This window comes from Streptomyces sp. NPDC101393 (genome assembly GCF_044767385.1).
GTDB lineage: Bacteria > Actinomycetota > Actinomycetes > Streptomycetales > Streptomycetaceae > Streptomyces.
This window is the reverse complement of record NZ_JBIWNU010000006.1, coordinates 333,481-356,485: the sequence shown is the minus strand read 5'-3', so window position 1 is coordinate 356,485 and position 23,005 is coordinate 333,481. Positions and strand designations below refer to the sequence as shown.

Genomic DNA, 23,005 nt, shown 5'->3' with positions numbered 1-23,005 from the left:
TCCTTGCGCCGTGTACGCGGTCGCCATCGAGCAGGAGAGTGCGGCTACGGCACGTCGTAGTCGCCGTGGATGTCGCAGGCGTACCACTGGGCCAGGGCCCGTGCGCCCTCGACGACGGAGGCCGAGGGGCGCCAGCCCGGCCCGTTCCCGATCAGCTCCGTCGCCATGGTCCACCGCTCCGCGCCGGGTTCCTCGCTCCGCTCCCAGGGGGTACGGCGCGAGACGTCCGCGAGCAGCCCGGCCAGCTCCTCCTCCCCGTACGTCGCCGAGGCGACGTTGAGCACCGCTTCGACCGGCGGGGCGGCCAGGACGGCGCCGATCGCGTCGGCCATGTCCCGGTAGTCCAGGATCTGGTGCATCCCCCGGGGGTTCAGGGACAGCGGGCGCCGTGTCCAGGCCAGGTGAATCCACCGCACGGGGGTGCTGTCGGGGGCGTACGGTCCGACGACGTCGGCAAGGCGCAGCACCTGCACGGGGATGCCGCTCCGCTCGCCCCACTGACGGCACCGCTCCTCCTGCCGCCACCATTCCAGGGCGACCGCATCGTTCGGCGGTCCGGCCGGCTCCTTCTCGCTCACCGCCCGCTCGCCGCTGCCGCGGTAGACCGCGGCGGAGCCGGCGTAGACCAGGCGCTCCACCCCGGCGCTCTCCGCGGACGCCAGCACGTCGTCGAGGAGTGTGTCGTCGGTGCCGCCCATGTGCACGACGCAGGAGACACCGTCCAGATCGCGGGCCTGGGGCAGTCCCGGGACATGGCCGGCGTGCAGGCCCATGTCCTCCAGCAGCCGGGCCAGTTGGCCGCTGAAGAGGCTCTCGCCTCCGGTGACGGCGACGCGGGCGGCGCCGGGGGCGGGGGCTGCCGGTTGCGCACCGTGGCGTCCGGCACGGCGCCCCTCCGCCAGCGCGGCCAGCGCGAGGTCGCGCACCGCGGGGGCCATCGCGAGCAACTCGGCGGCGGTGTAGTCCTCGCACAGACCTCCGGGGCCCAGCGTCTCCATCACCGCGGCCGCCACCGAGGGCTCCGGCTCCGGCGCCTCGGCCGTGACCGCACCGGTGGCGAATCCGGTCAGCCACACGGCCCGGCTCACCCGCTCGGGGAGAGGGGACGGCCCGGCCGCGGCGAAGGCCGTCGTGGAGCGGTCGAGCAGACCGGCACGCCGCAGGTACCGCTCGGTCTCCAGATACTCCCACTCGGTGCCGCGCCGGACCGCGCAACGGGCGTCGCCGTACTGGTAGAAGGGGACGACCGGGAACCGGGGCGAGGCGTACGTCGACGGTTCGACCGCCTTGCCGGAGAAGAGCGTCGCCTGGCGGAAGCCGTGGTAGCTGTTGCCGGCGATGCTGGGCACCTCGTCGTGCTGCACCGTGCTGGGCGTGGTGAACCGCACCGGGATTCCCAGGGAGTTGAGGTACTGCTGCACCACGACGTCGTAGGGCCAGCCCTCGCCGTGCGCCTCCTGGAAGGCCGCGTACCCCCGGGCCACGTCGGCGGGAAGCATCAAGGCCTGGCACGGCACGTGCTCCTGGAGGGTGTACGCCCAGGGGGAGCCGGTCAGCGCGGCCAGCCGCGCCACGGCGCCGTTGCGGGCCTCCCACCCGGCATAGAAGGCGACCGCCTCGTGCGGGACCTCGGCCGCGACGCGCTCGGCGTGCTCGTAGAACCCCTCGGCCAGCAGCACGTCGTCCTGCAGCACCAGGTGGTGGGTGGCATCCGGCGGCACGCACCCCCAGGACACCAGCGCGGTACGCAGTGCCGTCGGCCGGCCTTCGGGGTCAGGGTCGACCGTCACCCGTATCCGGCCCTTCGCATCGGCATCGGCGAGGAGCTGGGCCTCTTTCATGCGCTTGGGGTGCGCCATCACGGCGCCGCTCAGCTTCACCGGACGACTCGCGGGATCCATGTCATTCCTCACAGGCGTGATCGAGACGGTCAGGGGCGTGCGGGTGGTTCAGGGGCGTGCGGGGGGGCCGGCTACTCGCCCGCGTCCGCGTTCGCGTTGCGCACCTTGCGTACGTTCTCCTCCAGGCCGTGGTCCGCGCCCTGGGCGCGTTCGAGCCGGATCATCGCGGCGGGGCGGTAGTTGAGGATGTAGGCGCGGCGGACGGTGTCCGTGGTGTTGCCGCGGGAGTAGTGGAGGGTGTGGCCGCCGTGTGCGGCCCCCTCCCCCGGCGACAGGGGCACCGCGGTGGCCCCCGGCTCGTCCTCGGAGCAGTCGGTCTCGATGTTCTTGCCGTCGCTGGTGGGCCGGTGCGGGCGCAGCGGCTGCTGATGCGAGCCCTTGACGTACCACATGCAGCCGTTGTCCAGGACGGCCTCGTCCAGGGCGACCCAGATCGAGACGGCCCGGGTGTCGGGCAGGTCGATCCAGTAGGCCGCATCCTGGTGCCACGGGGTCGGCACCCCGGTGTGCGGCGCCTTGTGGATCAGCATGTCGAAGTCCAGCTCGGCGTCGTCACCGATGAGTTCACGGGCCACCGCGAGCGCCCGGGAGTGCAGCGGCAGATCCAGGATCGGCCGGTGCAGCGCGGAGGGCCACATGATCTGAGTGATGTTCTCCCGCACCCCGTCCCGGCGCGGAACATGGGAGCCGAGGTCGGAGCGCTTGTCCCCGCTGTCGATCTCACCGCTCAGGAAGCGGTCGTAGATGCCCCGGTACACCTCGACCTCGTCCGCCGAGAGCAGCGGCCCTGTCGCGGTGAAGCCGTCCTGCTGGAACACCTGCGCCAGTTCGAGATGAGCGCTCACTGTCATGGCGGAACCCCTCCCCATTCGTAGTCGCACGACATGCCGACTTCGCCTGGGCAGGGCCCCGGGACGTCGGCGGAGAACAGCTGAACTTGATCTTGTGGTGCTGTCGGTGATTTCAGGGCGCGAGTCGGAAATCCGACCGCGCTAAAGCGGCCGTGACCGGCCGGAATGAATACGGAGTCAGAAGCTCCACGTACTCAAGAGCGGGAAACCCATCCGTTCCCGGAAAACCCCGTCTGCCGATCCCCCCGTTCAGCATTGGATCTTCGCGGCGCCAGGAAGGCTATGAGGAATCCTCCCGCCGGTCAAGGCATCACCGGCATCGGGCCGTTCATCACGATATTCCCAACGCGCCTTTCGGAAAGGTCTTTTGATACTTCGTCAAGTCGCACACAGCGCAACCCTAATCCCCTCCGCAACCGACACAATTCCGGCATCGATGACGCGGTATTGGTTACCAAGAGTTCTCGGGGAACGGGCTCACGGGCCACTCCCCCTGGCAGTTTTTCCCTTCCCGCCGACGGCAGCGGATTCGGGTTCTATGATCTCCCACGACCTTGCCGCCCCGCGGTGCCCGACCACCGGTGAACCACTTCCGAAGGAGCCCTTCGTTGAATGCCCGCGAGACCGTTTCGGAACACGGGCTGACGGTGCGCGCCCAGCACCGCCGGAATCCCTACGACTACCTCCTCGACCCCGAGGAACTCGACGAGTTGCTGCTCGGCCTCGGGCTCAGGCGTGCGGCGAGCATCTGGCGCAACCACACCGCCGACCCGTCCACAGCACCTCGCGGCACCTACGGCCGGGCAGCCATGGGCTTCGTCCTCATGGACCCCACGGCCGGGCCCTGGACGCCCAATGAGCAGGCGGTCCTCGGCGCCGTCACCATCGGCGACGACGGCCACCGGTTCCTGCCGAACGCGGCCGCCAAGGCCGCCGGCCACCGGAGGCTCGGACGCAACTACGGCGAGGCGGTCCACGTCGACCCTCATCTGTGCGGCACCGCCGGCTTCCGCTACGGACACTCCGCCGAGGTGCGCGGGCAGATCGTCGGGGCGAGTTCGCAGACCCCGGACCAGGACCTGTTCGAAGCGGGGCAGCTGGCGCAGGACATGGTCGGCGCGATCGCCGAGCGGCATCTCGCGTGGGAGGAGCGCACGGGCGAGGGCGACTGGCTCGCCGCCGATGCCGCGCCCCACCAGGAGTACCGCGACATGGTGAGCTTCTTTCCGCACCCCTGACCCCTCCGGCAGCCGCCACGCCCTTCAACACCCTTGACACCGCCCGGCACTTGCCGACCTACTGGACCCTGCGCAGCGACTTGACAACGTTGTCCAGCCACCAGGGAGAGGCCTACGCATGGGGCAGAGAGCTCGTTTCAGACGGGGTGCGCACGCGATCGCCGCCGCCACGGCGTGCGCACTCCTCATGAGCGCACAAAGTGCCGCCGTGGCGCAGCCGGGCCGGCCGTCGCACCCCGACCGGGAGTTCACCTCGTCCTTCGAGGAGCGGGATCCCGCACCGACCTGGCTCAGCACCGTGGAGACCGGCCCCGACGGCAAGAAGCGGGCCGACGGGGTCAACGGCGAGTTCACTTCCGGGATCCCCGGCAGCGTGAACGACCACATCACCGAAGTCCGCGCCAGCGGCGAGAACTCCGGCGCCGGTGAGGTCAAGGAGAACCTCGTCGACGGTGATCCGGCCAGCAAGTGGCTGACCACCGAGCCCACCGGCTGGGCCGAGTTCGCCCTGGACGAGCCCGCGAAGGTCGTGACGTACGCGCTGACCTCCGCGAACGACCACGCCGAGCGCGACCCCGCGGACTGGACCCTGCGGGGCTCCACGGACGGCAAGGACTGGAAGGACCTGGACACCCGAAAGGGCGAGTCCTTCCCGCGGCGGCATCAGAGCAAGAAGTACGCGTTCGAGAACGCCACCGCGTACGACCACTACCGCCTCGACGTCACCGGCAACAACGGCGCCTCCGACGCCCTCCAGCTCTCCGACGTCCAGCTCTCCGTCGGCGGCAGCGACAGCCCCGCCCCCGAAGACATGCTCTCCCTCGTCGACCGTGGCCCGAGCGCCTCCCCGACCGCGAAGCCGGGTGCCGGATTCACCGGCCGGCACGCGCTGCGTTATGCGGGCACCCACAAGGCCGGCGGCCGTGGCTACTCGTACAACAAGGTCTTCGATGTGAACGTCGCGGTGCGACGCGACACCGAGCTGTCGTACCGGGTCTTCCCCTCGATGGCCGAGGGCGACCGCGACTACGCCGCCACGAACGTCGCCGTGGACCTGGCCTTCACCGACGGCAGCTATCTGAGTGACCTCAAGGCCATGGACCAGCACGGCTTCCCGCTGAGCCCGCAGGGCCAGGGCGCCGCGAAGGGGCTCTACGTCAACCAGTGGAACAACGTCGCCGCACGGATCGGACAGGTCGCGGCCGGCAGGACCGTCGACCGGGTGCTCGTCGCGTACGACGCGCCCAAGGGGCCCGCGAAGTTCCGCGGCTGGGTGGACGACGTCTCGCTGAAGGAGAAGGCCCCCGAAAAGCCCAGGGCCCACCCCTCGGACTACGCGCAGACCACCCGCGGCACCCACTCCAGCGGCGGCTTCTCACGCGGTAACACCTTCCCCGCCACGGCCGTCCCGCACGGCTTCAACTTCTGGACGCCGGTGACCAACGCGGGCTCCCTGAGCTGGCTCTACGACTACGCGCGCGGCAACAACGCGGACAATCTGCCGACGATCCAGGCGTTCAGCGCGAGCCATGAGCCGAGCCCCTGGATGGGCGACCGGCAGACCTTCCAGATGATGCCGTCGGCTGCCGGCGGCACCCCGTCGGCGTCGCGCACCAAGCGCGCCCTGCCCTTCCGGCACGAGAAGGAGACGGCGCGCCCGCACTACTACGGCGTGACCTTCGAGAACGGCCTCAAGGCCGAGATGGCGCCGACCGATCATGCCGCGATGCTGCGGTTCACCTATCCCGGTAAGGACGCCAGCGTCATCTTCGACAACGTCTCGGAGAAGGGCGGGCTGACCCTCGACAAGGAGAACGGTGTCGTGAGCGGCTTCTCCGACGTCAAATCCGGCCTCTCCACCGGCGCCACCCGGCTCTTCGTCTACGGCACCTTCGACGCGCCGGCCACCGCCGGCGGCAAGCTCGACGGCGGCGGGGGCGGTGACGTCACCGGCTACCTGCGCTTCGACGCCGGCAAGGACCGGACGGTCAACCTGCGTCTGGCGACCTCCCTCATCAGCCTCGACCAGGCCAAGGCCAACCTCGGCCGGGAGATCCCGTCGGGAACCTCCTTCGAGGGCGTGCGGAAGCGGGCCCAGAAGAGCTGGGACGACATCCTGGGCAAGGTGGAGGTGGAGGGCGCGAGCGAGGGGCAGCGGACCACGCTCTACTCCAGCCTGTACCGGCTGTACCTCTACCCCAACTCCGGCTTCGAGAAGGTCGGTTCGACCTACCGGTACGCCTCACCCTTCTCGCCGCAGACGGGCCCCGACACCCCGACCCATACCGGCGCGAAGATCGTCAAGGGCAAGCCGTACGTCAACAACGGCTTCTGGGACACCTACCGCACGACCTGGCCCGCCTACTCCCTCCTCACCCCGAAGAAGGCGGGCGAGCTGGTCGACGGCTTCGTGCAGCAGTACAAGGACGGCGGCTGGACGTCGCGTTGGTCCTCGCCCGGCTATGCCGACCTGATGACGGGCACCTCGTCGGATGTCGCGTTCGCCGACGCATACGTCAAGGGCGTCGACTTCGACGCGGAGGAGGCGTACGACGCGGCACTGAAGAACGCGACGGTGGTACCGCCGAGTTCGGGCGTCGGCCGCAAGGGCATGACCTCCTCGCCCTTCCTCGGCTACACCCCCAGCGAGACCCACGAGGGCCTGTCCTGGGCGCTGGAGGGCTACCTCAACGACTACGGCATCTCGCGCATGGGGACGGCCCTCTACAAGAAGACCGGCAAGCAGCACTACAAGGAGGAGGCCGCGTACTTCCTCAACCGCGCCCGCGAGTACGTGAAGCTCTTCGACGGCAAGGCCGGGTTCTTCCAGGGCAAGACGGAGAAGGGCGACTGGCGCGTCCCCTCGGACAAGTTCGACCCGCGCGTATGGGGTTACGACTACACGGAGACGAACGCCTGGGGCTACGCCTTCACCGCCCCGCAGGACTCGCGCGGCCTGGCCAATCTGTACGGCGGCCGCAAGGGCCTCGGCGACAAACTCGACACGTACTTCGCCACTCCGGAGACCGGCTCCGCCGAGTTCGCCGGCTCCTACGGAGGCGTCATCCATGAGATGACGGAGGCCCGCGACGTCCGCATGGGCATGTACGGGCACTCCAACCAGGTCGCCCACCACGTCGCCTACATGTACGACGCGTCCGGTGAGCCGTACCGGACCCAGGAGAAGGTCCGCGAGGTCCTCTCCCGCCTCTACACCGGCAGCGAGATCGGCCAGGGCTACCACGGCGACGAGGACAACGGCGAGCAGTCCGCCTGGTACCTCTTCTCCTCGCTCGGCTTCTACCCGCTGGTCATGGGCAGCGGCGAGTACGCGATCGGCTCGCCGCAGTTCACCAGGATGACCGTGCATCTGGACGGCGGGCGCGACCTCGTCGTCAAGGCGCCGAAGAACAGCGCCAAGAACGTGTACGTCCAGGGCCTGCGGGTCAACGGCAAGAAGTGGACCTCGACGGCCCTCCCCCACAAGGAGATCGCCCGCGGCGGGGTCCTGGAGTTCGACATGGGCCCGAAGCCGTCGTCGTGGGGCACGGGCCGAAACGCCCAGCCCTCGTCCATCACGCAGGACGACAAGGTGCCGTCGCCGCGCGGTGACGCCCTCAAGGGTGACGGCGCGCTCTTCGACAACACCTCGGCCACGGACGCCACCACATCCTCGGTGGAGCTGCCGGTCACCGAGCCGACCAAGGCCGCGCAGTACACCCTGACCTCGTCGGACAGGGCGAAGGCGCCCCGTGGCTGGGTGCTCGAAGGCTCCCGCGACGGCAAGAAGTGGCAGCGGTTGGACAAACGGTCCGAGGAGTCCTTCGCCTGGGACAAGCAGACGCGGGCCTTCACCGTGGCGGATCCGGGCGCCTACCGGCACTACCGGCTCGTCCTCGACGGCTCGGCGACGCTCGCGGAGGTCGAGCTGCTGAGCTGAGTCTTGCCCGCGTAGGCCGTCAATGACGAAGGGCCGCACCCCGTCGACGGGGTGCGGCCCTTCAGACGCAGGTCAGACCCTGCGGGGGCGCGCTCAGCTGTTGATCAGCGAACGCAGCACGTACTGCAGGATGCCGCCGTTGCGGTAGTAGTCCGCCTCGCCGGGGGTGTCGATGCGCAGCTTCGCGTCGAACTCGACGTCGCCCGCGGTGACATGGACGGTCTCGGGGATGCCGCCGTCGTTCAGGCCGGTGACGCCGGTGACCGAGAAGGTCTCCTCGCCGGTCAGACCGAGCGCCTCGGCGGACGCGCCCTCCGGGAACTGGAGCGGCAGGACGCCCATGCCGATGAGGTTCGAGCGGTGGATGCGCTCGTAGGACTCGGCGATGACGGCCTTGACGCCGAGCAGCGCGGTGCCCTTGGCGGCCCAGTCGCGGGACGAGCCGGAGCCGTACTCCTTGCCGGCCAGGATGACCAGCGGGGTGCCGGCGGCCTGGTAGTTCTGCGACGCGTCGTAGATGAAGGAGACCGGGCCGTCGGCCTGAGTGAAGTCGCGGGTGAAGCCGCCCTCGGTGCCCGGAGCGATCTGGTTGCGCAGCCGGATGTTGGCGAAGGTGCCGCGGATCATGACCTCGTGGTTACCACGGCGCGAGCCGTAGGAGTTGAAGTCGCGACGCTCGACGCCGTGCTCGGTGAGGTACTTGCCGGCGGGGGTGTCGGCCTTGATCGCACCGGCCGGGGAGATGTGGTCGGTGGTGACCGAGTCGCCCAGCTTGGCCAGCACGCGCGCGCCGCTGATGTCCTCGACCGGGGTCGTCTCCATCGTCATGCCCTCGAAGTACGGGGGCTTGCGGACGTAGGTCGACTCGGCGTCCCACTCGAAGGTGTTGCCGGTCGGGATCGGCAGCGCCTGCCACTGCGCGTCGCCGGCGAAGACGTCCTGGTAGGACGAGGCGAACATGTCCTGGCCGATCGCGGAGGCGACGACCTCGTTGACCTCGGCCTCGGTGGGCCAGATGTCCTGGAGGTAGACGGGCTTGCCGTCCTGGTCGATGCCGAGCGCGTCCTTGGTGATGTTCACCTTCATCGAACCGGCGAGGGCGTACGCGACGACCAGCGGCGGGGATGCCAGGTAGTTCATCTTGACGTCGGGGTTGATCCGGCCCTCGAAGTTACGGTTGCCGGAGAGCACCGAGGTGACGGCCAGGTCGTGCTCGTTGACCGCCTTGGAGACCTCCTCCGGCAGCGGGCCGGAGTTGCCGATGCAGGTGGTGCAGCCGTAGCCGACGAGGTTGAAGCCGACCTTGTCGAGGTACGGGGTCAGGCCCGCCTTGTCGAAGTAGTCGGTGACGACCTTGGAGCCCGGGGCGAGGGTGGTCTTGACCCACGGCTTGCGGGTCAGGCCCTTCTCCACGGCCTTCTTCGCGACGAGCGCGGCGGCGACCATGACGTACGGGTTCGAGGTGTTGGTGCAGGAGGTGATCGCGGCGACGGTGACGGCGCCGTGGTCGATCTCGTACGTCGAACCGTCGGGGGCGGTGACGGTGGTCGGGCGGGTCGGCACGCCGTTGTGGCTGGCCGGGGCGTCGGAGGCCGGGAAGGACTCCTTGCCCGACTCCTCGTCCTCGGAGACGTAGTTGCGGACGTCCTGGGCGAACTGCTCGGCGGCGTTGGCGAGGACGATGCGGTCCTGCGGGCGCTTGGGGCCGGCGATCGACGGGACGACCGTCGAGAGGTCCAGCTCCAGCTTCTCGGAGAAGTCGGGCTCGGCGGCCGGGTCGAGCCAGAGGCCCTGCTCCTTGGCGTACGCCTCGACGAGCGCGACCTGCTGGGCGCTGCGGCCGGTGAGCTTGAGGTAGTTCAGGGTCTCGTCGTCGATCGGGAAGATCGCGGCGGTGGAGCCGAACTCCGGCGACATGTTGCCGATGGTGGCGCGGTTGGCGAGCGAGGTGGCGGCGACGCCCTCACCGTAGAACTCGACGAACTTGCCGACGACACCGTGCTTGCGCAGCATCTCGGTGATGGTCAGCACCAGGTCGGTGGCGGTGGTGCCGGGGGTCAGCTCGCCGGTCAGCTTGAAGCCGACGACGCGCGGGATGAGCATCGAGACGGGCTGGCCGAGCATCGCGGCCTCGGCCTCGATGCCGCCGACGCCCCAGCCCAGCACGCCGAGGCCGTTGACCATGGTGGTGTGCGAGTCGGTGCCGACGAGGGTGTCGGGGTAGGCCTGACCGTTGCGGATCATGACCGTACGCGCCAGGTGCTCGATGTTGACCTGGTGGACGATGCCGGTGCCCGGGGGGACGACCTTGAACTCGTCGAAGGCGGTCTGGCCCCAGCGCAGGAACTGGTAGCGCTCGCGGTTGCGGCCGTACTCCAGCTCGACGTTCTGCGCGAACGCCTCGTGGGTGCCGAACTTGTCGGCGATCACGGAGTGGTCGATGACCAGCTCGGCCGGGGCGAGCGGGTTGATCTTCGCCGCGTCACCGCCGAGCTCCTTGACCGCTTCCCGCATGGTGGCCAGGTCCACGACACACGGCACACCGGTGAAGTCCTGCATGATCACGCGGGCCGGGGTGAACTGGATCTCCTGGCTGGGCTGCGCCTGGGAGTCCCAGCCGCCGAGCGCCCGGATGTGGTCGGCGGTGATGTTCGCGCCGTCCTCCGTGCGGAGCAGGTTCTCCAGCAGCACCTTCAGGCTGTACGGCAGACGGGCGGAGCCCTCGACCTTGTCCAGCTTGAAGATCTCGTACGACTCGTCGCCCACCTGCAGCGTGCTGCGGGCGTCGAAGCTGTTCGCCGACACGACAGTCTCCTTCATGCATGAATTTCGCGCGTACCACCGCGCTGTGGCCCATATACGACTGCCGTCGCATGGCGCCGCCACAGGCCCTTGCCCATCCGCTAAGGTGTACCTAAGTTAGGTATCCCTTACTAGCGCGGCAGCGGTACGCCTCTCGGCAGATATCTCGATGTCGAGATAACTCTAGTACATCGCCGCTCCGGGGTCATGCCCTGGCCGGACGGAACGCCTGGACGTGCTCCTCGCCACTCCCCCGCTCCGCGAGCGGCCCCGCGGCGCAGGACGGGCGGTGCGCGCCGTACGGCTCACCTCCGCAGGACCCGCGGAGCGTGCCACGCGCGGCGGCGACCGCTGTGGCCGGCCCCCGGTCGCCCTGCCGCACGGCGGCCCCAGGGCCGCACGGACCACAGGCCGCCGCCCGGACCTCACGGCTGCCTCCGACGACGAGCCGTACCCGGCGGGCGGGCTCGCGAAGCGGCCCGCCCGCCGGTGACCGGGTGCGAGGCCCCCGCATACGGACGCGGGAGACGACCTACCGCCCGGCCAGCCCCGCCCGGACCACCGTCACGATCTCGTCGTCGGACATGCCCAGCGTGCGGGCCTCGGCGATCAGCCGCTCCGCGGCCAGGCCGAGGCGGGCGCGGCCGGGGGACGCGGCGCCGGTGACCACCGCACCGCGGCCACGGCGGAGTTCGATCAACCCCTCCTCCTTGAGGCGCTGATAGCCGCGGAGCACCGTATGGACGTTCACGCCGAGGGACGCGGCGACCTCGCGCGCGGCGGGCAGCCGTTCCCCGGCATGGACCGAGCCGTCGGCGATGGCACCGCGGACCGAGCCCGCGATCTGGTCGCCGAGCGGGACGGCGGAGCCGGGGTCGACACGGAAGAGCACCTCAGCCTCCTTGCCGGGAACGTGCGCGGTCCAGGTAGGCATTGAACAGCGCGGCCGCGGTCGCCGCGTCGTCGACCGTCACCACGAACTCCCTGCCGCCGGTCAGCCGCAGGACGAGCCCTTCGCCGGAGCGGAGCACCAGGCCGCTGCGGTCGGGGCGCACGCGGTAGCCCCAGCCGCCGAACTCGGCGGCTGTCACGACGTTCCTGCTGGTGGCCTCGACCACCTTGTCGAGCCGGACACGCCGGAACGGGACGGCCGGCAGGGTCGGCGCGAGGGTCAGGCCGCGCCGGTCGACCGTCACCCGAACAGAGGAAAGGGCGGCAACCAGCAGCCCCGTGCACAGCAGGACCCCGCCGGTCGGCCAGGAATCGAGGAATCCGGCGACGAGCCCGCCCACGGTCAGCAGCGCACCCAGCAGCGCCGGCAGCGGCGAACGGACGGCCCGGGACCAGCCGGCGCTCTCACTCCCCGTGAGGGTGAGCCGGGGCGCCGCGCCGGGCGCGACCGGCTCCGGGCGCGCGTCCGGGCCGGCGAGCAGCCAGCCCAGCGCACCGGCGAGGACGGCCGCGCCGAGCGCCACGGCCAGGTGCCAGAAGGGCAGCCGGGTGGCGGCGGCGTCCGCGGCGCGGGCGTTGCCGAGCAAGGTCGTACAGGCGGGCCAGGCGAGCATGGCCGCGAGTCCCCAGCCCGCGGTGATCACCCAGCGTGTCGGTGCCGCGGTGCGTCGCAGCACGGCCCACCCCACGCAGCCGGCGCCGAGGACGACGAGCCCCAGGAGGCACCCCGTCAGGAATCCCTGGACGGTGGAGTAGCCGTCCGCCCGGCCGTCGACGCCGAAGTGGGTGGCGAGCGGATCGGGCAGCCGGCCGGCGACGGACCGGTGGACGGCGGCGACGGAGAGGATCGCCGCGGCGAACGGGAACACGGCAATCCAGGGGCGCAGCGGGCTGGTTGACGACGGCGCGGAGCGCGGAGCGGTTTCCATGGCAACCTCCAGTTGTTCGTATAGTAGTAGAACAAGTGTCGATTGCGCGTTCATCTCATATCTGAGATACCTTCAACTCATGGCAGACGACTACCTCGTACGCATCGGCCGACTCATTCGTGACGCTCGACAGCACAGGGGCTGGACACAGACGCAGCTCGCCGAGGCGCTCGGCACCAGCCAGAGCGCGGTGAACCGCATCGAACGCGGGAACCAGAACATCAGCCTTGAGATGATCGCCCGCATCGGCGAGGCCCTCGACAGTGAAATCGTCTCGCTCGGCTACGCCGGCCCGATGCACCTGCGGGTGGTCGGGGGGCGCCGGCTGTCCGGCAGCATCGCGGTGAAGACGAGCAAGAACGCCTGCGTCGCGCTGCTTTGCGCCACCCTCCTGAACGCGGGCCGCACCACCCTGCGCCGGGTGGCCCGCATCGAAGAGGTCTACCGGATCCTCGAGGTCCTCAACAGCATCGGCGTCCGCACCCGGTGGATCAACGACGGCAACGACCTGGAGATCATCCCGGCCGCCACGCTGGACCTCACCGCGATGGACACCGACGCGGCCCGCCGCACCCGCAGCGTCATCATGTTCCTCGGCCCGCTGCTGCACCGGGTGGACCGGTTCAAGCTGCCGTACGCGGGCGGTTGCGACCTCGGCACCCGCACCGTGACACCGCACATGACGGCGCTGCGCCACTTCGGCCTGGAGGTCACCGCGACCGACGGCACCTACCTCGCCGAGGTCGACCGCAGCGTCGCCCCCACCCGCCCGATCGTGCTGACCGAGCGCGGCGACACCGTCACCGAGAACGCCCTGCTGGCCGCCGCGCGGTACGCCGGCGTCACCGTCATCCGCAACGCCTCCTCCAACTACATGGTCCAGGACCTGTGCTTCTTCCTGGAGGAACTGGGCGTCAAGGTGGAGGGCGTCGGCACGACGACGCTCACCGTGCACGGCGTCTCGCACATCGACCGCGATGTGGACTACGCGCCGTCCGAGGACCCGGTCGAGGCAATGAGCCTGCTGGCGGCGGCAGTTGTCACCGAGTCGGAGCTGACCATCCGCCGGGTCCCGGTGGAGTTCCTGGAGATCGAGCTGGCCGTTCTGGAGGAAATGGGACTCGACCACGAGCGCAGCTCGGAGTACGCCGCCGACAACGGCCGCACCCGCCTGATCGACCTGACGGTCCGCCCCTCCAAGCTCCAGGCGCCGCTGGACAAGATCCACCCGATGCCGTTCCCGGGCCTGAACATCGACAACGTCCCCTTCTTCGCGGCCATCGCGGCCAGCGCCCAGGGCCAGACCCTCATCCACGACTGGGTCTACGACAACCGCGCCATCTACCTCACCGACCTCAACCGCCTCGGTGCACAGGTCAAACTCCTCGACCCGCACCGCGTCCTGATCGACGGCACGACCCGCTGGCGCTCGGCGGAAATGATGTGCCCGCCGGCACTCCGCCCGGCCGTCGTCGTCCTCCTCGCCATGATGGCGGCCGAGGGCACGTCCGTCCTGCGCAACGTCTACGTCATCAACCGGGGTTACGAGGACCTCGCGGAGCGCCTCAACTCGATCGGCGCGCAGATCGAGACGTTCCGGGACATCTGAGGGGGACCCGCCACCGGATCCCGGCCGGGCGGCCCCGCTGATCGGTCAGTTGAGGCCGCCGGGGCGACCCCTCGCACAAGGTCTGCCGAGAATCCGGATCGCGTCGCTCCGCACCGGCGCCCGTCACCTGGTGCTCAGCGGGCCTCGGCCGGGGTCAGGACGACGAAGTCGGCGCCCGCGGGGTCGGTGCACACGGCCAGGCGGCCGACGCCCTCGGCGTCCTCCGGGCCCATGGTCAGACCCCCGCCGTTGCTCGTCACCAGGGCGACGGTGGCGTCGCAGTCAGCCGTGCCGAACACCGGGTGCCAATACGGCTTGGCGCCCGGAGGGCCGCCCGGTCCGAACATGTCCGGGACCCCCATGATGCCGCCGAACATCCGCTCCTCGCCGTAGCCCTGGGGTGTGACCAGGGTGTAGGTGCCGCCTCCACCGGGGAGCGCCATGTCCTGGGTCGTCCAGCCGAAGAGGGCGCCGTAGAAGCGCTGCGCGGCGGCGGAATCGCTGGTCATGAGCTCGATCCAGCCGAGCGCGCCCGGTCCGTCCGCCGTCTCGACGCCTGGGTACTCCCCGGGCTGCCAGACCGCGAACTCGGCACCCTGCGGGTCGGTGAGCTGGGCGAACCGGCCCTCGTTGGTGCCGGCTTGGGCGGGGGCGACGCGCACCGCGCCACCGGCCTCCTGGGCGGCCTTGGCCGCGGCAGCGGCGTCGGGGGTGTGGAAGTAGACCGTCCAGGCGGAGCGGGCGCCGTCCTCGCTGAGCGGGCCCACCGCGCCGACGGCCTTGCCCTGGAGGCGGAAGATCGTGTAGCCGCTCGCGTGCCGGCCCTCGTTCGCGGCGTCGCCGCCGAACGCTTCGGGCTGCCAGTCGAACACGGCTCGGTAGAAGGCGACCGCGGCATCGACATCGGGGGCACCCAGGTCGAGCCAGCACGGCGAGCCGGGGACGAAGTCAGTGGTGATCATGGCGATTCCCTTCGCGGATCCTCGTGATTTCAGCGTGACACCCACCACTGACAACCGCCCGTCCAGCCGCCGCCCCCTCCCCCACCGTCTCGATTCGGCGCCGGCCCGTGCACTTGCTAGCCTGACGCGCGCTCGTCAAGCACACTGTGAGCGCATCACCCATACCTCTGCGTATGGCCACACGCATTCACCGGCGGCAGTGGGCCGCCGGTCATCTCGGGGGAGACATCGACGTGAATCGTCGTCAAGTTCGTGCTGTTGCCGTTTTCGGTCTGGTCGTTGTCGCCCTGACGGGCGCGCGCCACTCGCACGGCGGGGGCTGCGGGCACAGCAGCAGCGATTCCAGCAGCAGTAGTAGCAGCAGCGGTGGTTACAGCAGCTCGGGCAGCACCACCAGCAGTGGCACCACCGGCAGCACACCGACCGACGGATCGACCACGCAGCCCGAGACCGACATCCGGATCACCGACTGCACGGTCGACAACACGGCCGGCAAGCTGACCGCGAAGCTGAGCGTCACCAACGGCAACTCGCAGCGCGCGGCCACCTACAACGGCAGCGTGATGTTCAACGACGGGTCCGGCGCCGCACTCGGCTCCGGGAGCTTCTCGACGCGTGACGTGCCCGCGGGCTCGACCGAGCCCGTGACGGTCACCGACACGTTCGTCAAGATCGGCGATCAGCAGACCGGCGGCGGCGAGTGCAAGCTGGGGTCCTCCTTCAAGATCAACCGCTGACGGCAGCCGCCGGGCCCGGTGTCCGGGCCACGGCGGCGGCCCGGCGCGTCAGGCCCGCACCCGGTACAGCTCCTTCGCGATGATCGATCGCTGTACCTCGGTGGCGCCCTCGTAGATCCGCGGGGCGCGCACCTCCCGGTAGAGGTGTTCCAGGAGGTGGCCGCGGCGCAGCGCGCGGGCGCCATGGATCTGGACGGCCGCGTCGACGACGTACTGGGCGGTCTCGGTCGCCAGCAGCTTGGCCATGGCCGAGCGGCGGGCGATGTCCGGGGCCGCGGCGTCGTACGCCGAAGCGGCCGCGTACACCAGCAGCCGCGCCGACTCGACGCGGGTGGCCATCTCCGCCAGCTGATGGCCCACGGACTGCAGGTCCTTGAGGGGACCGCCGAACGCCGTGCGCCCGCCCGCGTGCGCCACCGCGGCGTCCAGCGCCGCCTGGGCCATGCCGACGGCGAAGGCGCCCACGCTGGGCCGGAAGAGGTTCAGGGTGCGCATCGCGACGCCGAAGCCGCCGTCGACCTCGCCGAGCACATCGGCGCGGGTCACCGGCACGCCGTCGCACATCAGGGTGCCGATGGGGTGCGGGCTGAGCATGTCGAGCGGTTCGCCGGTCAGCCCCGGCCGGTCGGCGGGGACCAGGAAGGCCGTGACGCCCCGGGCGCCGGCCGCGCCCCCGGTGCGGGCGAAAACCGTCGCGAAGTCGGCCTCGGGGGCGTTGGAGATCCAGCACTTCTCACCGGTCAGCCGCCAGCCGTCGCCACCGTCGGGCTCGGCGGCCAGGGACAGCGCGGCGGCGTCCGAACCGGCGCCCGGCTCGCTCAGGGCGAAGGCCGCGACGGCGCGCCCGGCGGTCACCTCCGGCATCCAGCGGGCGCGCTGGGCCGGGGTGCCGGACTGCACGATCGGGTAGGCGCCCAGGCCCTGGAGCGCCAGCGCGGTCTCGGCCTCGGTGGATTCCTGCGCGAGGGACTCCCGCAGCAGGCACAGGTCCAGGGCGCGCAGTGGCCGGTCGGCGGGGAACAGGCGGCGTAGCAGGCCCAGTTCTCCCAGGGCGGCCACCAGCGGGCGGTTGATCCGGCCGGGCTCGCCCTTGTGGGCCAGCGGGACCAGCCGCTCGGCTGTCAGGGTGCGCAGTTCGGCGCACCAGTTCTGCTCGTCCGGGCCCAGCGCGAATGCGGTCACGTGGCGACTCCCCTGGTGCCGCCGCAGCGGCCCTCTATCGCGGTCTGTTGACTGCCGTCACGAACACGTTACGCTGACGACGGATCCGTACGGCAGTACCCGACCACTCCCCGGCCGGTCCCGTACCGGCCTGACCGGACCAGATACCGGCCCGCCCGGTTCCCGCACCGGCCTCCATGGTCCTCGTCGTCGCCTCGCCCGCTCCGCGGCCCGCAGGCACGGCGCCGGACCCAGCCTTCCAGGGGGCGCCTCCATGGAGCTACGGTCCTCGGCCCACACCGACACCTTCGCGCGCGACCGGCTGCCGCCGCCCGACCAGTGGCCCCACCTCACCGACCTGGGCTATCCCGACCGGCTGAACTGCGGCGCGGAGCTGCTGGACGCCACCGTCGAGCGGCTGGGCCCGGACCGCGTGGCGGTGCGCGACGCGAGCGGTGTGGTGTGGACGTACGGGCAACTGCGCGCGCAGGTCGACGCGATCGCGTACGCCCTCACCGACCGGCTGGGCGTGCAGCCGGGCAACCGCGTCCTGCTGCGCGGACCGACCACGCCCTGGCTGGCCGCCTGCTGGCTCGCGGTGATGAAGGCGGGCGCGGTGGCGGTGACCGTATTGGCGGCGCAGCGCCCGAAGGAGCTGGCGACGATCTGCCGGATCGCGCAGGTGCGGTACGCGCTGTGCGATGCCCGCTGCGTGGCGGACCTGACCGCGGCCGGGGTCGCGGGACTGCGGGTGACGGAGTACGGCGGGGAGGGGCCGGAGGATCTGACGCGGCTGGCGGTGCCCGGCACCGCGCGCTATCCGGCCGTCGCGACCGCCGCCGACGATGTCGCGCTGATCGCCTTCACGTCCGGCACCACCGGCCAACCCAAGGGCTGTATGCACTTCCACCGTGATGTGCTGGCGATCGCCGACACGTTCTCGGCGCGGGTGCTGCGGCCGTCCCCCGACGACGTGTTCGCGGGCAGCCCGCCACTCGGCTTCACCTTCGGGCTGGGCGGTCTGGTCATCTTCCCGCTGCGGGCCGGGGCTTCGGCGTACCTCGCCGACTGGGGCGGCCCGGATCAACTGCTCGGCGATATCGCGGCGCACGGCATCTCGGTGCTGTTCACCGCGCCGACCGCCTACCGCGCGATGCTTCCGAAGCTCGGTGGCCACGACGTGTCGTCGCTGCGCCGGTGCGTGTCGGCCGGCGAGAACCTGCCCGCGGCGACCTGGCAGGCGTGGCAGGACGCGACGGGGCTGCGGATCATCAACGGCATCGGCGCCACGGAGCTGCTGCACATCTTCATCTCCGCCGCCGACGACGCCATCCGGCCGGGCACCACCGGACTGCCGGTACCCGGGTACGAGGCCCGGGTGGTGTCCGCCGAGGACGGGACACCGCTGCCCGACGGTGAACCGGGGCTGCTCGCCGTCCGCGGGCCGACGGGCTGCCGGTATCTGGGGGACGCACGGCAGACGCAGTACGTACGGGACGGCTGGAATCTCACCGGCGACACCTATGTCCGGGATCCCGACGGCTACTTCCGCTATGTGGCCCGCGCCGACGACATGATCATCTCGGCGGGCTACAACATCGCGGGCCCCGAGGTGGAGGAAGCGCTGTTGCGGCACCCCGACGTGACCGAGGCGGCGGTGGTCGGCCGGGCCGACGAGGAACGCGGCCAGGTGGTCGTGGCGCATGTGGTGCTGCGGGCGGGGGTCCCCGGCGACAAGGGCACCGTCGACGCGCTGCGCGCGCACACCAAGACCCGGATCGCGCCGTACAAATGCCCGCGCGAGATCGTCTTCCATACGGCGCTGCCCCGCACCCCGACCGGCAAACTCCAGCGCTTCCGGCTGCGCGCGGCCGGCCCGGACGACGCCCGGCAACCGGCTCAGTGACCGGCGAGGGACCGCCGGGTGCGGGTACGCCCGCGCCCGGACCGCGCTCCGGTCGCTCCGCCGGAACCCGGCCGTCCCACCGCCAACACCCCCGCGCGGCCCCCGGACTGCCCTCTCCCCTCCTGCTGGAGGGCCGTCCGGGAGCCGCGCGGGCGGCAGCGGGCCGCGGGCTACGCGCGTAACCCCTGCGGGTCCCGCCCGGCGCGGCCGCCGGCGCTCAGCGCCGGCGGCGCTGCGGGGCCATGGCCGCCGCGGCACGCGGGCGGGCAGCGGCGATCACCGACACCACGTCCTTGAACGAACCGCACATCCGGGTACCCGCCACGGCAGCCAACTCACCGAACGTGCCGACGCCGTAGGTGACCGCTACCGGCTCCATGCGCGCGGTCACCGCCATCCGCATGTCCCCCACCGTGTCCCCGACATAGGCGGCCTCCCAGGCGGCGACGCCCAGCCGGCCGGCGGCCCGCAGCACCATCTCGGGGTGCGGCTTCCCACGCCGGACCATGTCCTGTCCGATGACCGGGCCGACGAGGTCGCGGATGCCCATGACGTCGAGCAGCGCCTCGGCACTGCGGGTGGTCTTGGACGTGGCGACAGCCAGCTCGACGCCATGGGCGCGCAGCGCGGACAGTCCCGCCGTGACGCCCGGGAAGAGCAACTGAGGCCCCTGACAGAGGACTTCGTAGGAGAACAGTTCGCGGTAGCGGGAGATGGCGGCCTGCACCCGGCCGTCGTCCTCGGGCTTGCCGAGCAGTCGGCCGAAGGCCGGGCCGGGCGGTTTGCCGATGGCGGCGGCCGCCTGTCGCGCGGTCACCGACGCTCCCTGCTCCGAGGCCACCTTGACGAGCAGTTTGCTGATCGCGGGCAAGGTGTTGGCGAGCGTGCCGTCGAGATCGAAGACGGCGGCCTTGATCGTCTCACCGCCGGCGCACCGGGCGCCTCTGACGGGACGTGCGCCGACTTCCGCGGTTACGCGCATGGCTGGAGACCTTTCGGGATTCCGGGGGATGCAGTGGGCTGAGGTGACGTGGCCCGCCCGGCTGGTCCGGGCGGCTGCGGTCGGCGGCGAGGTGCGGGCGGGCGGTCTCGTCATGGCGCAGCGCTGTCCAGGGGCGGTGCGCGACCGTCGGGGCGGTCACAACGGGAGCGGAGGGTCCCGTTTACCGCCTTCGGAGATTTAAAAACCGCCTGCGCTGTTTGTCAATGTGTCAGGGTCGCACCCTGATGGGTCGACACCGCTCCCCCTCCGGGCCAGACTGGAAAGGACGCTGTCCACATTGACCGTTGAATCGCGAACGGACGGGCAGTGGATCACTTCACGTCAGGACCGCGAAGTTCCGGCCATTCGCATGAAGCATATAGAACCGCATGGTTGGTTTTCTATGTAAACTGCACGGAGCTTGCAGCCGTACTAGAGACGGGACGGACACCGTGCCCACGCAGCATCGCGCCATCCAGAGCCGCCAGGCGCTCATCCGCTCGGCCGCAGAGACCTTCCTGGAGAAGGGAGTACCCGCCGCCGGCATGGTCGAAATCAGCCGACGGGCCCGGCTCAGTAAAGGAGCCCTCTACTTCCACTTCACTTCCAAGGACGACCTCACCCTCGCGGTGCGCGACACCGCGCTCAGCGGACTGCAGGAGATCGAGGGCGCCTTCACCCGCTCGCCCGAGCCGCTCGCCGTCGCCGTACGCGACTTCGCCGTCGAACTGTTCCGGCAGGTGGAGTCCGATGCCGTGCTGCGCGCCGGACTGCGGCTGCGCCCGGAGACCGCTCCGGGGCTCGACATCCTCGCCCTGGAGCGGCGCTGGTACGCGCTCTTCCTCGACAAGGCGATGACCTGTGGCAGCGGTGGGCCCGCGGGGCGGATCGGTCCGGCCGGCACGGCGGACCCGACCGGACCGCAGGCGACGGACGCCGAACCACGGCGCACCGCCCAGCTGTTGACGTCCGTCGTGGTCGGGCTGCTGCACCTCGGCGGCGAGGACCGGACGTGGTGGGAGCAGGAGGCCGTGGTCGGGGTGTGGTCCCTGCTGTCGGACGCGGCGACGGCCGGCGCACCGGCCCCCGACCGCCTCGCGGCGGGCTGAACCACCCCGCCGCGTCCCACCCCGCGCGGGCGTCACATCTCGACGACGACGGCCCCGATGTGACGTCCCTGCACCAGCTCGCACAGGGCCTGCGGCGCCCGCTCGATCCCCCGCAGCAGGGCGTGCGGGAAGGTGAGGGAGCCGTCCCGCAGCCCCTGACCGAACTCCTTCGTCCACTCCTCCGGAAGATCCGGGTGGGCATGCAGGCCGAAGCCGCGCAGCGCCACCCGGCGGGTGATGACCAGACCGGCGTCCAGCTCGACCGGGGCCGAGATCCCGCCGTCGCCGCCCAGTTGCGTGGAGAGCGCGCCGACCAGCGCGAATCGGGCGTCCGTACGGGCCAGCGTCAGCGCCGCGGTGAGCTGCTCGCCGCCCACGGTGTCGAGCAGGACGTCGATGCCGTCGGGCGCCGCCCGGCGCAGCTGCCGCTCGATCGTCCCGGCGCCGCGCACGATGGTGTCGTCGTACCCCAACTCCGCCCGCAGCCGCGCCGCTTTGCGTTCCGAGCCGGTGCTGCCGACGACCCGTCCGGCCCCCAGCCGCCGGGCGAGCTGGCCGGCCATGCTGCCGACGCCGCCCGCCGCGCCCGTGACGAACACCGTGTCCCCGGCCCGGATCCCGGCCGCCCGGCGCAGGGCGCCCCAGGCGGTGGCGCCCTGCGACAGGTGCGCGGCGAGGGGCAGTGCGTCCGGGGCGAGCCGGCGTATCCGGGACACGTCCACGACGGCGAACTCCCGCCATCCGTACGGGTGTCGGACGAGTTCGCCGGGCTCGAAGTCACCGTCGGGCGCCGCCACCACCTCACCGACCGCGGAGCCCCACAGTGCCTCGCCGGGCACGAACGAGGGCATCGGCAGCCGGACACCCGACATCTGGGTGCGCATCGCCGCGGTCACCACCATCACGCGGTTACGCACCAGCACCTGCCCCGGGCCCGGCCGGGGCACCGCCACCTCGGCGATACGGAAGTGACGCGTGGTCACTTCCCCTTCGGGGTGCGCGACGAGCCGGACCTCCCGGTGCGCGGCGGGTACGGCGGTGAAGGACATCGGACGGCTCCTCGTTCTCCTGTGGCGCCACGCCGGACGGCGTAGCCGGATACCACCCATGGATTCAATACCGCATGGTTGGCTTCTTTATGATGCGGAAATAGACTGCGCGCCCGGACAGCGGGGCGCACTCAGGCACAACAACTCCAAGAGAGCATACGGAGGATGATCGGTGGTCAAGCAGGAGCGCGCAGTGCGCACCCGACGCGCCGTACTCGAAGCGGCGGCCCACGTCATCGGTACCCGCGGGTACCAGGCCGCCACGATGGCCGAGATCATCCAGCGCGCCGGGGTCACCAAGGGGGCCCTGTATTTCCACTTCACCTCCAAGGACGCCCTGGCCCGCGCGGTGATCACCGAGCAGACCGATCCGTTCCTCCCGCAAGTCAGCGACTCGCGACTCCAGGACGCGATCGACTTCACCCACCAGGTGGCGCTGGCGCTGCGCAGTGACCCGTTGCTGCAGGCCGGGACCCGTATCGCGGTCGAGACGACGTTCAGCGAGGACCCCCTGGTGCCCTATCAGGCCTGGACCGACATCATCACCACGATGTTCTCCGAGGCCCGGGGCAACGGTGAACTCCTGCCGTCCATCGCACCGGACCGCGCGGCGGAGTTCTTCGTCGCGGCCTATATGGGCGTGCAGTTGTTCTCCCGGGCGGCGACCAACCGCGCCGACCTGCCGGAGCGGGTGACCGCCCTGTGGAAGCACACCCTCCCGGGCCTGGCCTCGCCGGGCGCCCTGAGCCACCTCGATCCCCACGGACGCTGCGTGAAAATCACCGTCTGACGCCGGTCGGACCCGGCGGCAGGCGCGTCCGCTTGACTCAAAAACAAACCACATGGTTCGTATGTTTACGACCCCGGCGTGGCCACCG

Annotated in this window: 16 protein-coding genes; 7 read left to right on the top strand and 9 right to left on the bottom strand. The window is 70.9% G+C overall.

All coding sequences use genetic code 11. The features are described 5' to 3' along the window. Positions 1-44: 44 nt before the first annotated feature. Together ACIRQ7_RS21275 and ACIRQ7_RS21270 are read right to left on the bottom strand one after the other, a co-directional pair. Positions 45-1,901: an NAD-dependent epimerase/dehydratase family protein gene (locus tag ACIRQ7_RS21275; protein ID WP_404264358.1), complete on the bottom strand. Its 1,857-nt coding sequence runs from the start codon at positions 1,899-1,901 to the stop codon at positions 45-47. Between the two features lie 71 nt (positions 1,902-1,972). Next, positions 1,973-2,752, bottom strand: coding sequence for a phytanoyl-CoA dioxygenase family protein (locus ACIRQ7_RS21270; protein ID WP_404264356.1), 780 nt, complete (start codon positions 2,750-2,752; stop codon positions 1,973-1,975). Positions 2,753-3,360: 608 nt separating this feature from the next. Between ACIRQ7_RS21270 and ACIRQ7_RS21265 the strand changes: the two genes are divergently transcribed. After that, positions 3,361-3,990 (top strand): hypothetical protein, encoded by a 630-nt coding sequence (locus tag ACIRQ7_RS21265; protein ID WP_404264354.1) that lies wholly within the window; start codon positions 3,361-3,363, stop codon positions 3,988-3,990. 187 nt (positions 3,991-4,177) lie between these two features. Next, a complete protein-coding gene (locus ACIRQ7_RS21260; protein ID WP_404264352.1) occupies positions 4,178-7,930 on the top strand; it encodes a GH92 family glycosyl hydrolase in 3,753 nt (1,250 codons plus the stop codon). Between the two features lie 93 nt (positions 7,931-8,023). Here the strand turns inward: ACIRQ7_RS21260 and acnA are convergent, their stop codons facing one another. The 3 genes from acnA to ACIRQ7_RS21245 form a co-directional block, all read right to left on the bottom strand. Further along, a complete protein-coding gene (gene acnA / locus ACIRQ7_RS21255) occupies positions 8,024-10,735 on the bottom strand; it encodes an aconitate hydratase AcnA (protein ID WP_404264350.1) in 2,712 nt (903 codons plus the stop codon). A gap of 529 nt (positions 10,736-11,264) precedes the next feature. Next, complete coding sequence (locus ACIRQ7_RS21250) at positions 11,265-11,624, bottom strand: GntR family transcriptional regulator (RefSeq protein ID WP_404264349.1); 360 nt, start codon at positions 11,622-11,624, stop codon at positions 11,265-11,267. Between the two features lies 1 nt (position 11,625). Further along, positions 11,626-12,612: a DUF1648 domain-containing protein gene (locus ACIRQ7_RS21245; RefSeq protein ID WP_404264347.1), complete on the bottom strand. Its 987-nt coding sequence runs from the start codon at positions 12,610-12,612 to the stop codon at positions 11,626-11,628. A gap of 79 nt (positions 12,613-12,691) precedes the next feature. Between ACIRQ7_RS21245 and ACIRQ7_RS21240 the strand changes: the two genes are divergently transcribed. After that, positions 12,692-14,221 carry a helix-turn-helix domain-containing protein gene (locus ACIRQ7_RS21240; protein WP_401470936.1) on the top strand — a complete coding sequence of 510 codons (1,530 nt, stop codon included), beginning with the start codon at positions 12,692-12,694 and terminating at the stop codon, positions 14,219-14,221. Between the two features lie 134 nt (positions 14,222-14,355). Here ACIRQ7_RS21240 and ACIRQ7_RS21235 read toward each other — a convergent pair whose 3' ends face one another. Then, complete coding sequence (locus ACIRQ7_RS21235; protein WP_404264345.1) at positions 14,356-15,183, bottom strand: VOC family protein; 828 nt, start codon at positions 15,181-15,183, stop codon at positions 14,356-14,358. Between the two features lie 173 nt (positions 15,184-15,356). On the opposite strand from ACIRQ7_RS21235, the gene ACIRQ7_RS21230 reads away from it, so the two are divergent. Then, entirely contained in the window at positions 15,357-15,920 is a 564-nt protein-coding gene (locus tag ACIRQ7_RS21230) for a hypothetical protein (protein ID WP_404264343.1), read from the top strand. Positions 15,921-15,968: 48 nt separating this feature from the next. On the opposite strand, the gene ACIRQ7_RS21225 is transcribed toward ACIRQ7_RS21230, so the two are convergent. Then, positions 15,969-17,102, bottom strand: a complete 1,134-nt coding sequence (locus ACIRQ7_RS21225; RefSeq protein ID WP_404264341.1) for an acyl-CoA dehydrogenase family protein — start codon at positions 17,100-17,102, stop codon at positions 15,969-15,971. A gap of 253 nt (positions 17,103-17,355) precedes the next feature. On the opposite strand from ACIRQ7_RS21225, the gene ACIRQ7_RS21220 reads away from it, so the two are divergent. After that, a complete protein-coding gene (locus tag ACIRQ7_RS21220) occupies positions 17,356-18,987 on the top strand; it encodes an AMP-binding protein (RefSeq protein ID WP_404264339.1) in 1,632 nt (543 codons plus the stop codon). Positions 18,988-19,204: 217 nt separating this feature from the next. Here the strand turns inward: ACIRQ7_RS21220 and ACIRQ7_RS21215 are convergent, their stop codons facing one another. Beyond that, a complete protein-coding gene (locus tag ACIRQ7_RS21215; protein WP_404264338.1) occupies positions 19,205-19,969 on the bottom strand; it encodes an HAD family hydrolase in 765 nt (254 codons plus the stop codon). Between the two features lie 452 nt (positions 19,970-20,421). Here ACIRQ7_RS21215 and ACIRQ7_RS21210 point away from each other — a divergent pair, with 452 nt between their 5' ends. Next, complete coding sequence (locus ACIRQ7_RS21210; protein ID WP_404264336.1) at positions 20,422-21,078, top strand: TetR family transcriptional regulator; 657 nt, start codon at positions 20,422-20,424, stop codon at positions 21,076-21,078. 32 nt (positions 21,079-21,110) lie between these two features. Here the strand turns inward: ACIRQ7_RS21210 and ACIRQ7_RS21205 are convergent, their stop codons facing one another. Next, positions 21,111-22,127: an MDR family NADP-dependent oxidoreductase gene (locus ACIRQ7_RS21205; RefSeq protein ID WP_404264334.1), complete on the bottom strand. Its 1,017-nt coding sequence runs from the start codon at positions 22,125-22,127 to the stop codon at positions 21,111-21,113. A gap of 193 nt (positions 22,128-22,320) precedes the next feature. On the opposite strand from ACIRQ7_RS21205, the gene ACIRQ7_RS21200 reads away from it, so the two are divergent. Beyond that, positions 22,321-22,917 carry a ScbR family autoregulator-binding transcription factor gene (locus tag ACIRQ7_RS21200; protein ID WP_404264331.1) on the top strand — a complete coding sequence of 199 codons (597 nt, stop codon included), beginning with the start codon at positions 22,321-22,323 and terminating at the stop codon, positions 22,915-22,917. Positions 22,918-23,005 lie beyond the last annotated feature (88 nt).

Excerpts from the sequence above, each read along its gene's own strand:
- ACIRQ7_RS21215 (WP_404264338.1), bottom strand. The coding sequence starts at position 19,969 with ATGCGCGTAACCGCGGAAGTCGGCGCACGTCCCGTCAGAGGCGCCCGG.
- ACIRQ7_RS21230 (WP_404264343.1), top strand. The coding sequence starts at position 15,357 with ATGGCCACACGCATTCACCGGCGGCAGTGGGCCGCCGGTCATCTCGGG.
- ACIRQ7_RS21220 (WP_404264339.1), top strand. The coding sequence starts at position 17,356 with ATGGAGCTACGGTCCTCGGCCCACACCGACACCTTCGCGCGCGACCGG.
- ACIRQ7_RS21245 (WP_404264347.1), bottom strand. The coding sequence starts at position 12,612 with ATGGAAACCGCTCCGCGCTCCGCGCCGTCGTCAACCAGCCCGCTGCGC.
- ACIRQ7_RS21240 (WP_401470936.1), top strand. The coding sequence starts at position 12,692 with ATGGCAGACGACTACCTCGTACGCATCGGCCGACTCATTCGTGACGCT.
- ACIRQ7_RS21275 (WP_404264358.1), bottom strand. The coding sequence starts at position 1,901 with ATGGATCCCGCGAGTCGTCCGGTGAAGCTGAGCGGCGCCGTGATGGCG.
- ACIRQ7_RS21270 (WP_404264356.1), bottom strand. The coding sequence starts at position 2,752 with ATGACAGTGAGCGCTCATCTCGAACTGGCGCAGGTGTTCCAGCAGGAC.
- ACIRQ7_RS21235 (WP_404264345.1), bottom strand. The coding sequence starts at position 15,183 with ATGATCACCACTGACTTCGTCCCCGGCTCGCCGTGCTGGCTCGACCTG.
- ACIRQ7_RS21260 (WP_404264352.1), top strand. The coding sequence starts at position 4,178 with ATGAGCGCACAAAGTGCCGCCGTGGCGCAGCCGGGCCGGCCGTCGCAC.
- ACIRQ7_RS21205 (WP_404264334.1), bottom strand. The coding sequence starts at position 22,127 with ATGTCCTTCACCGCCGTACCCGCCGCGCACCGGGAGGTCCGGCTCGTC.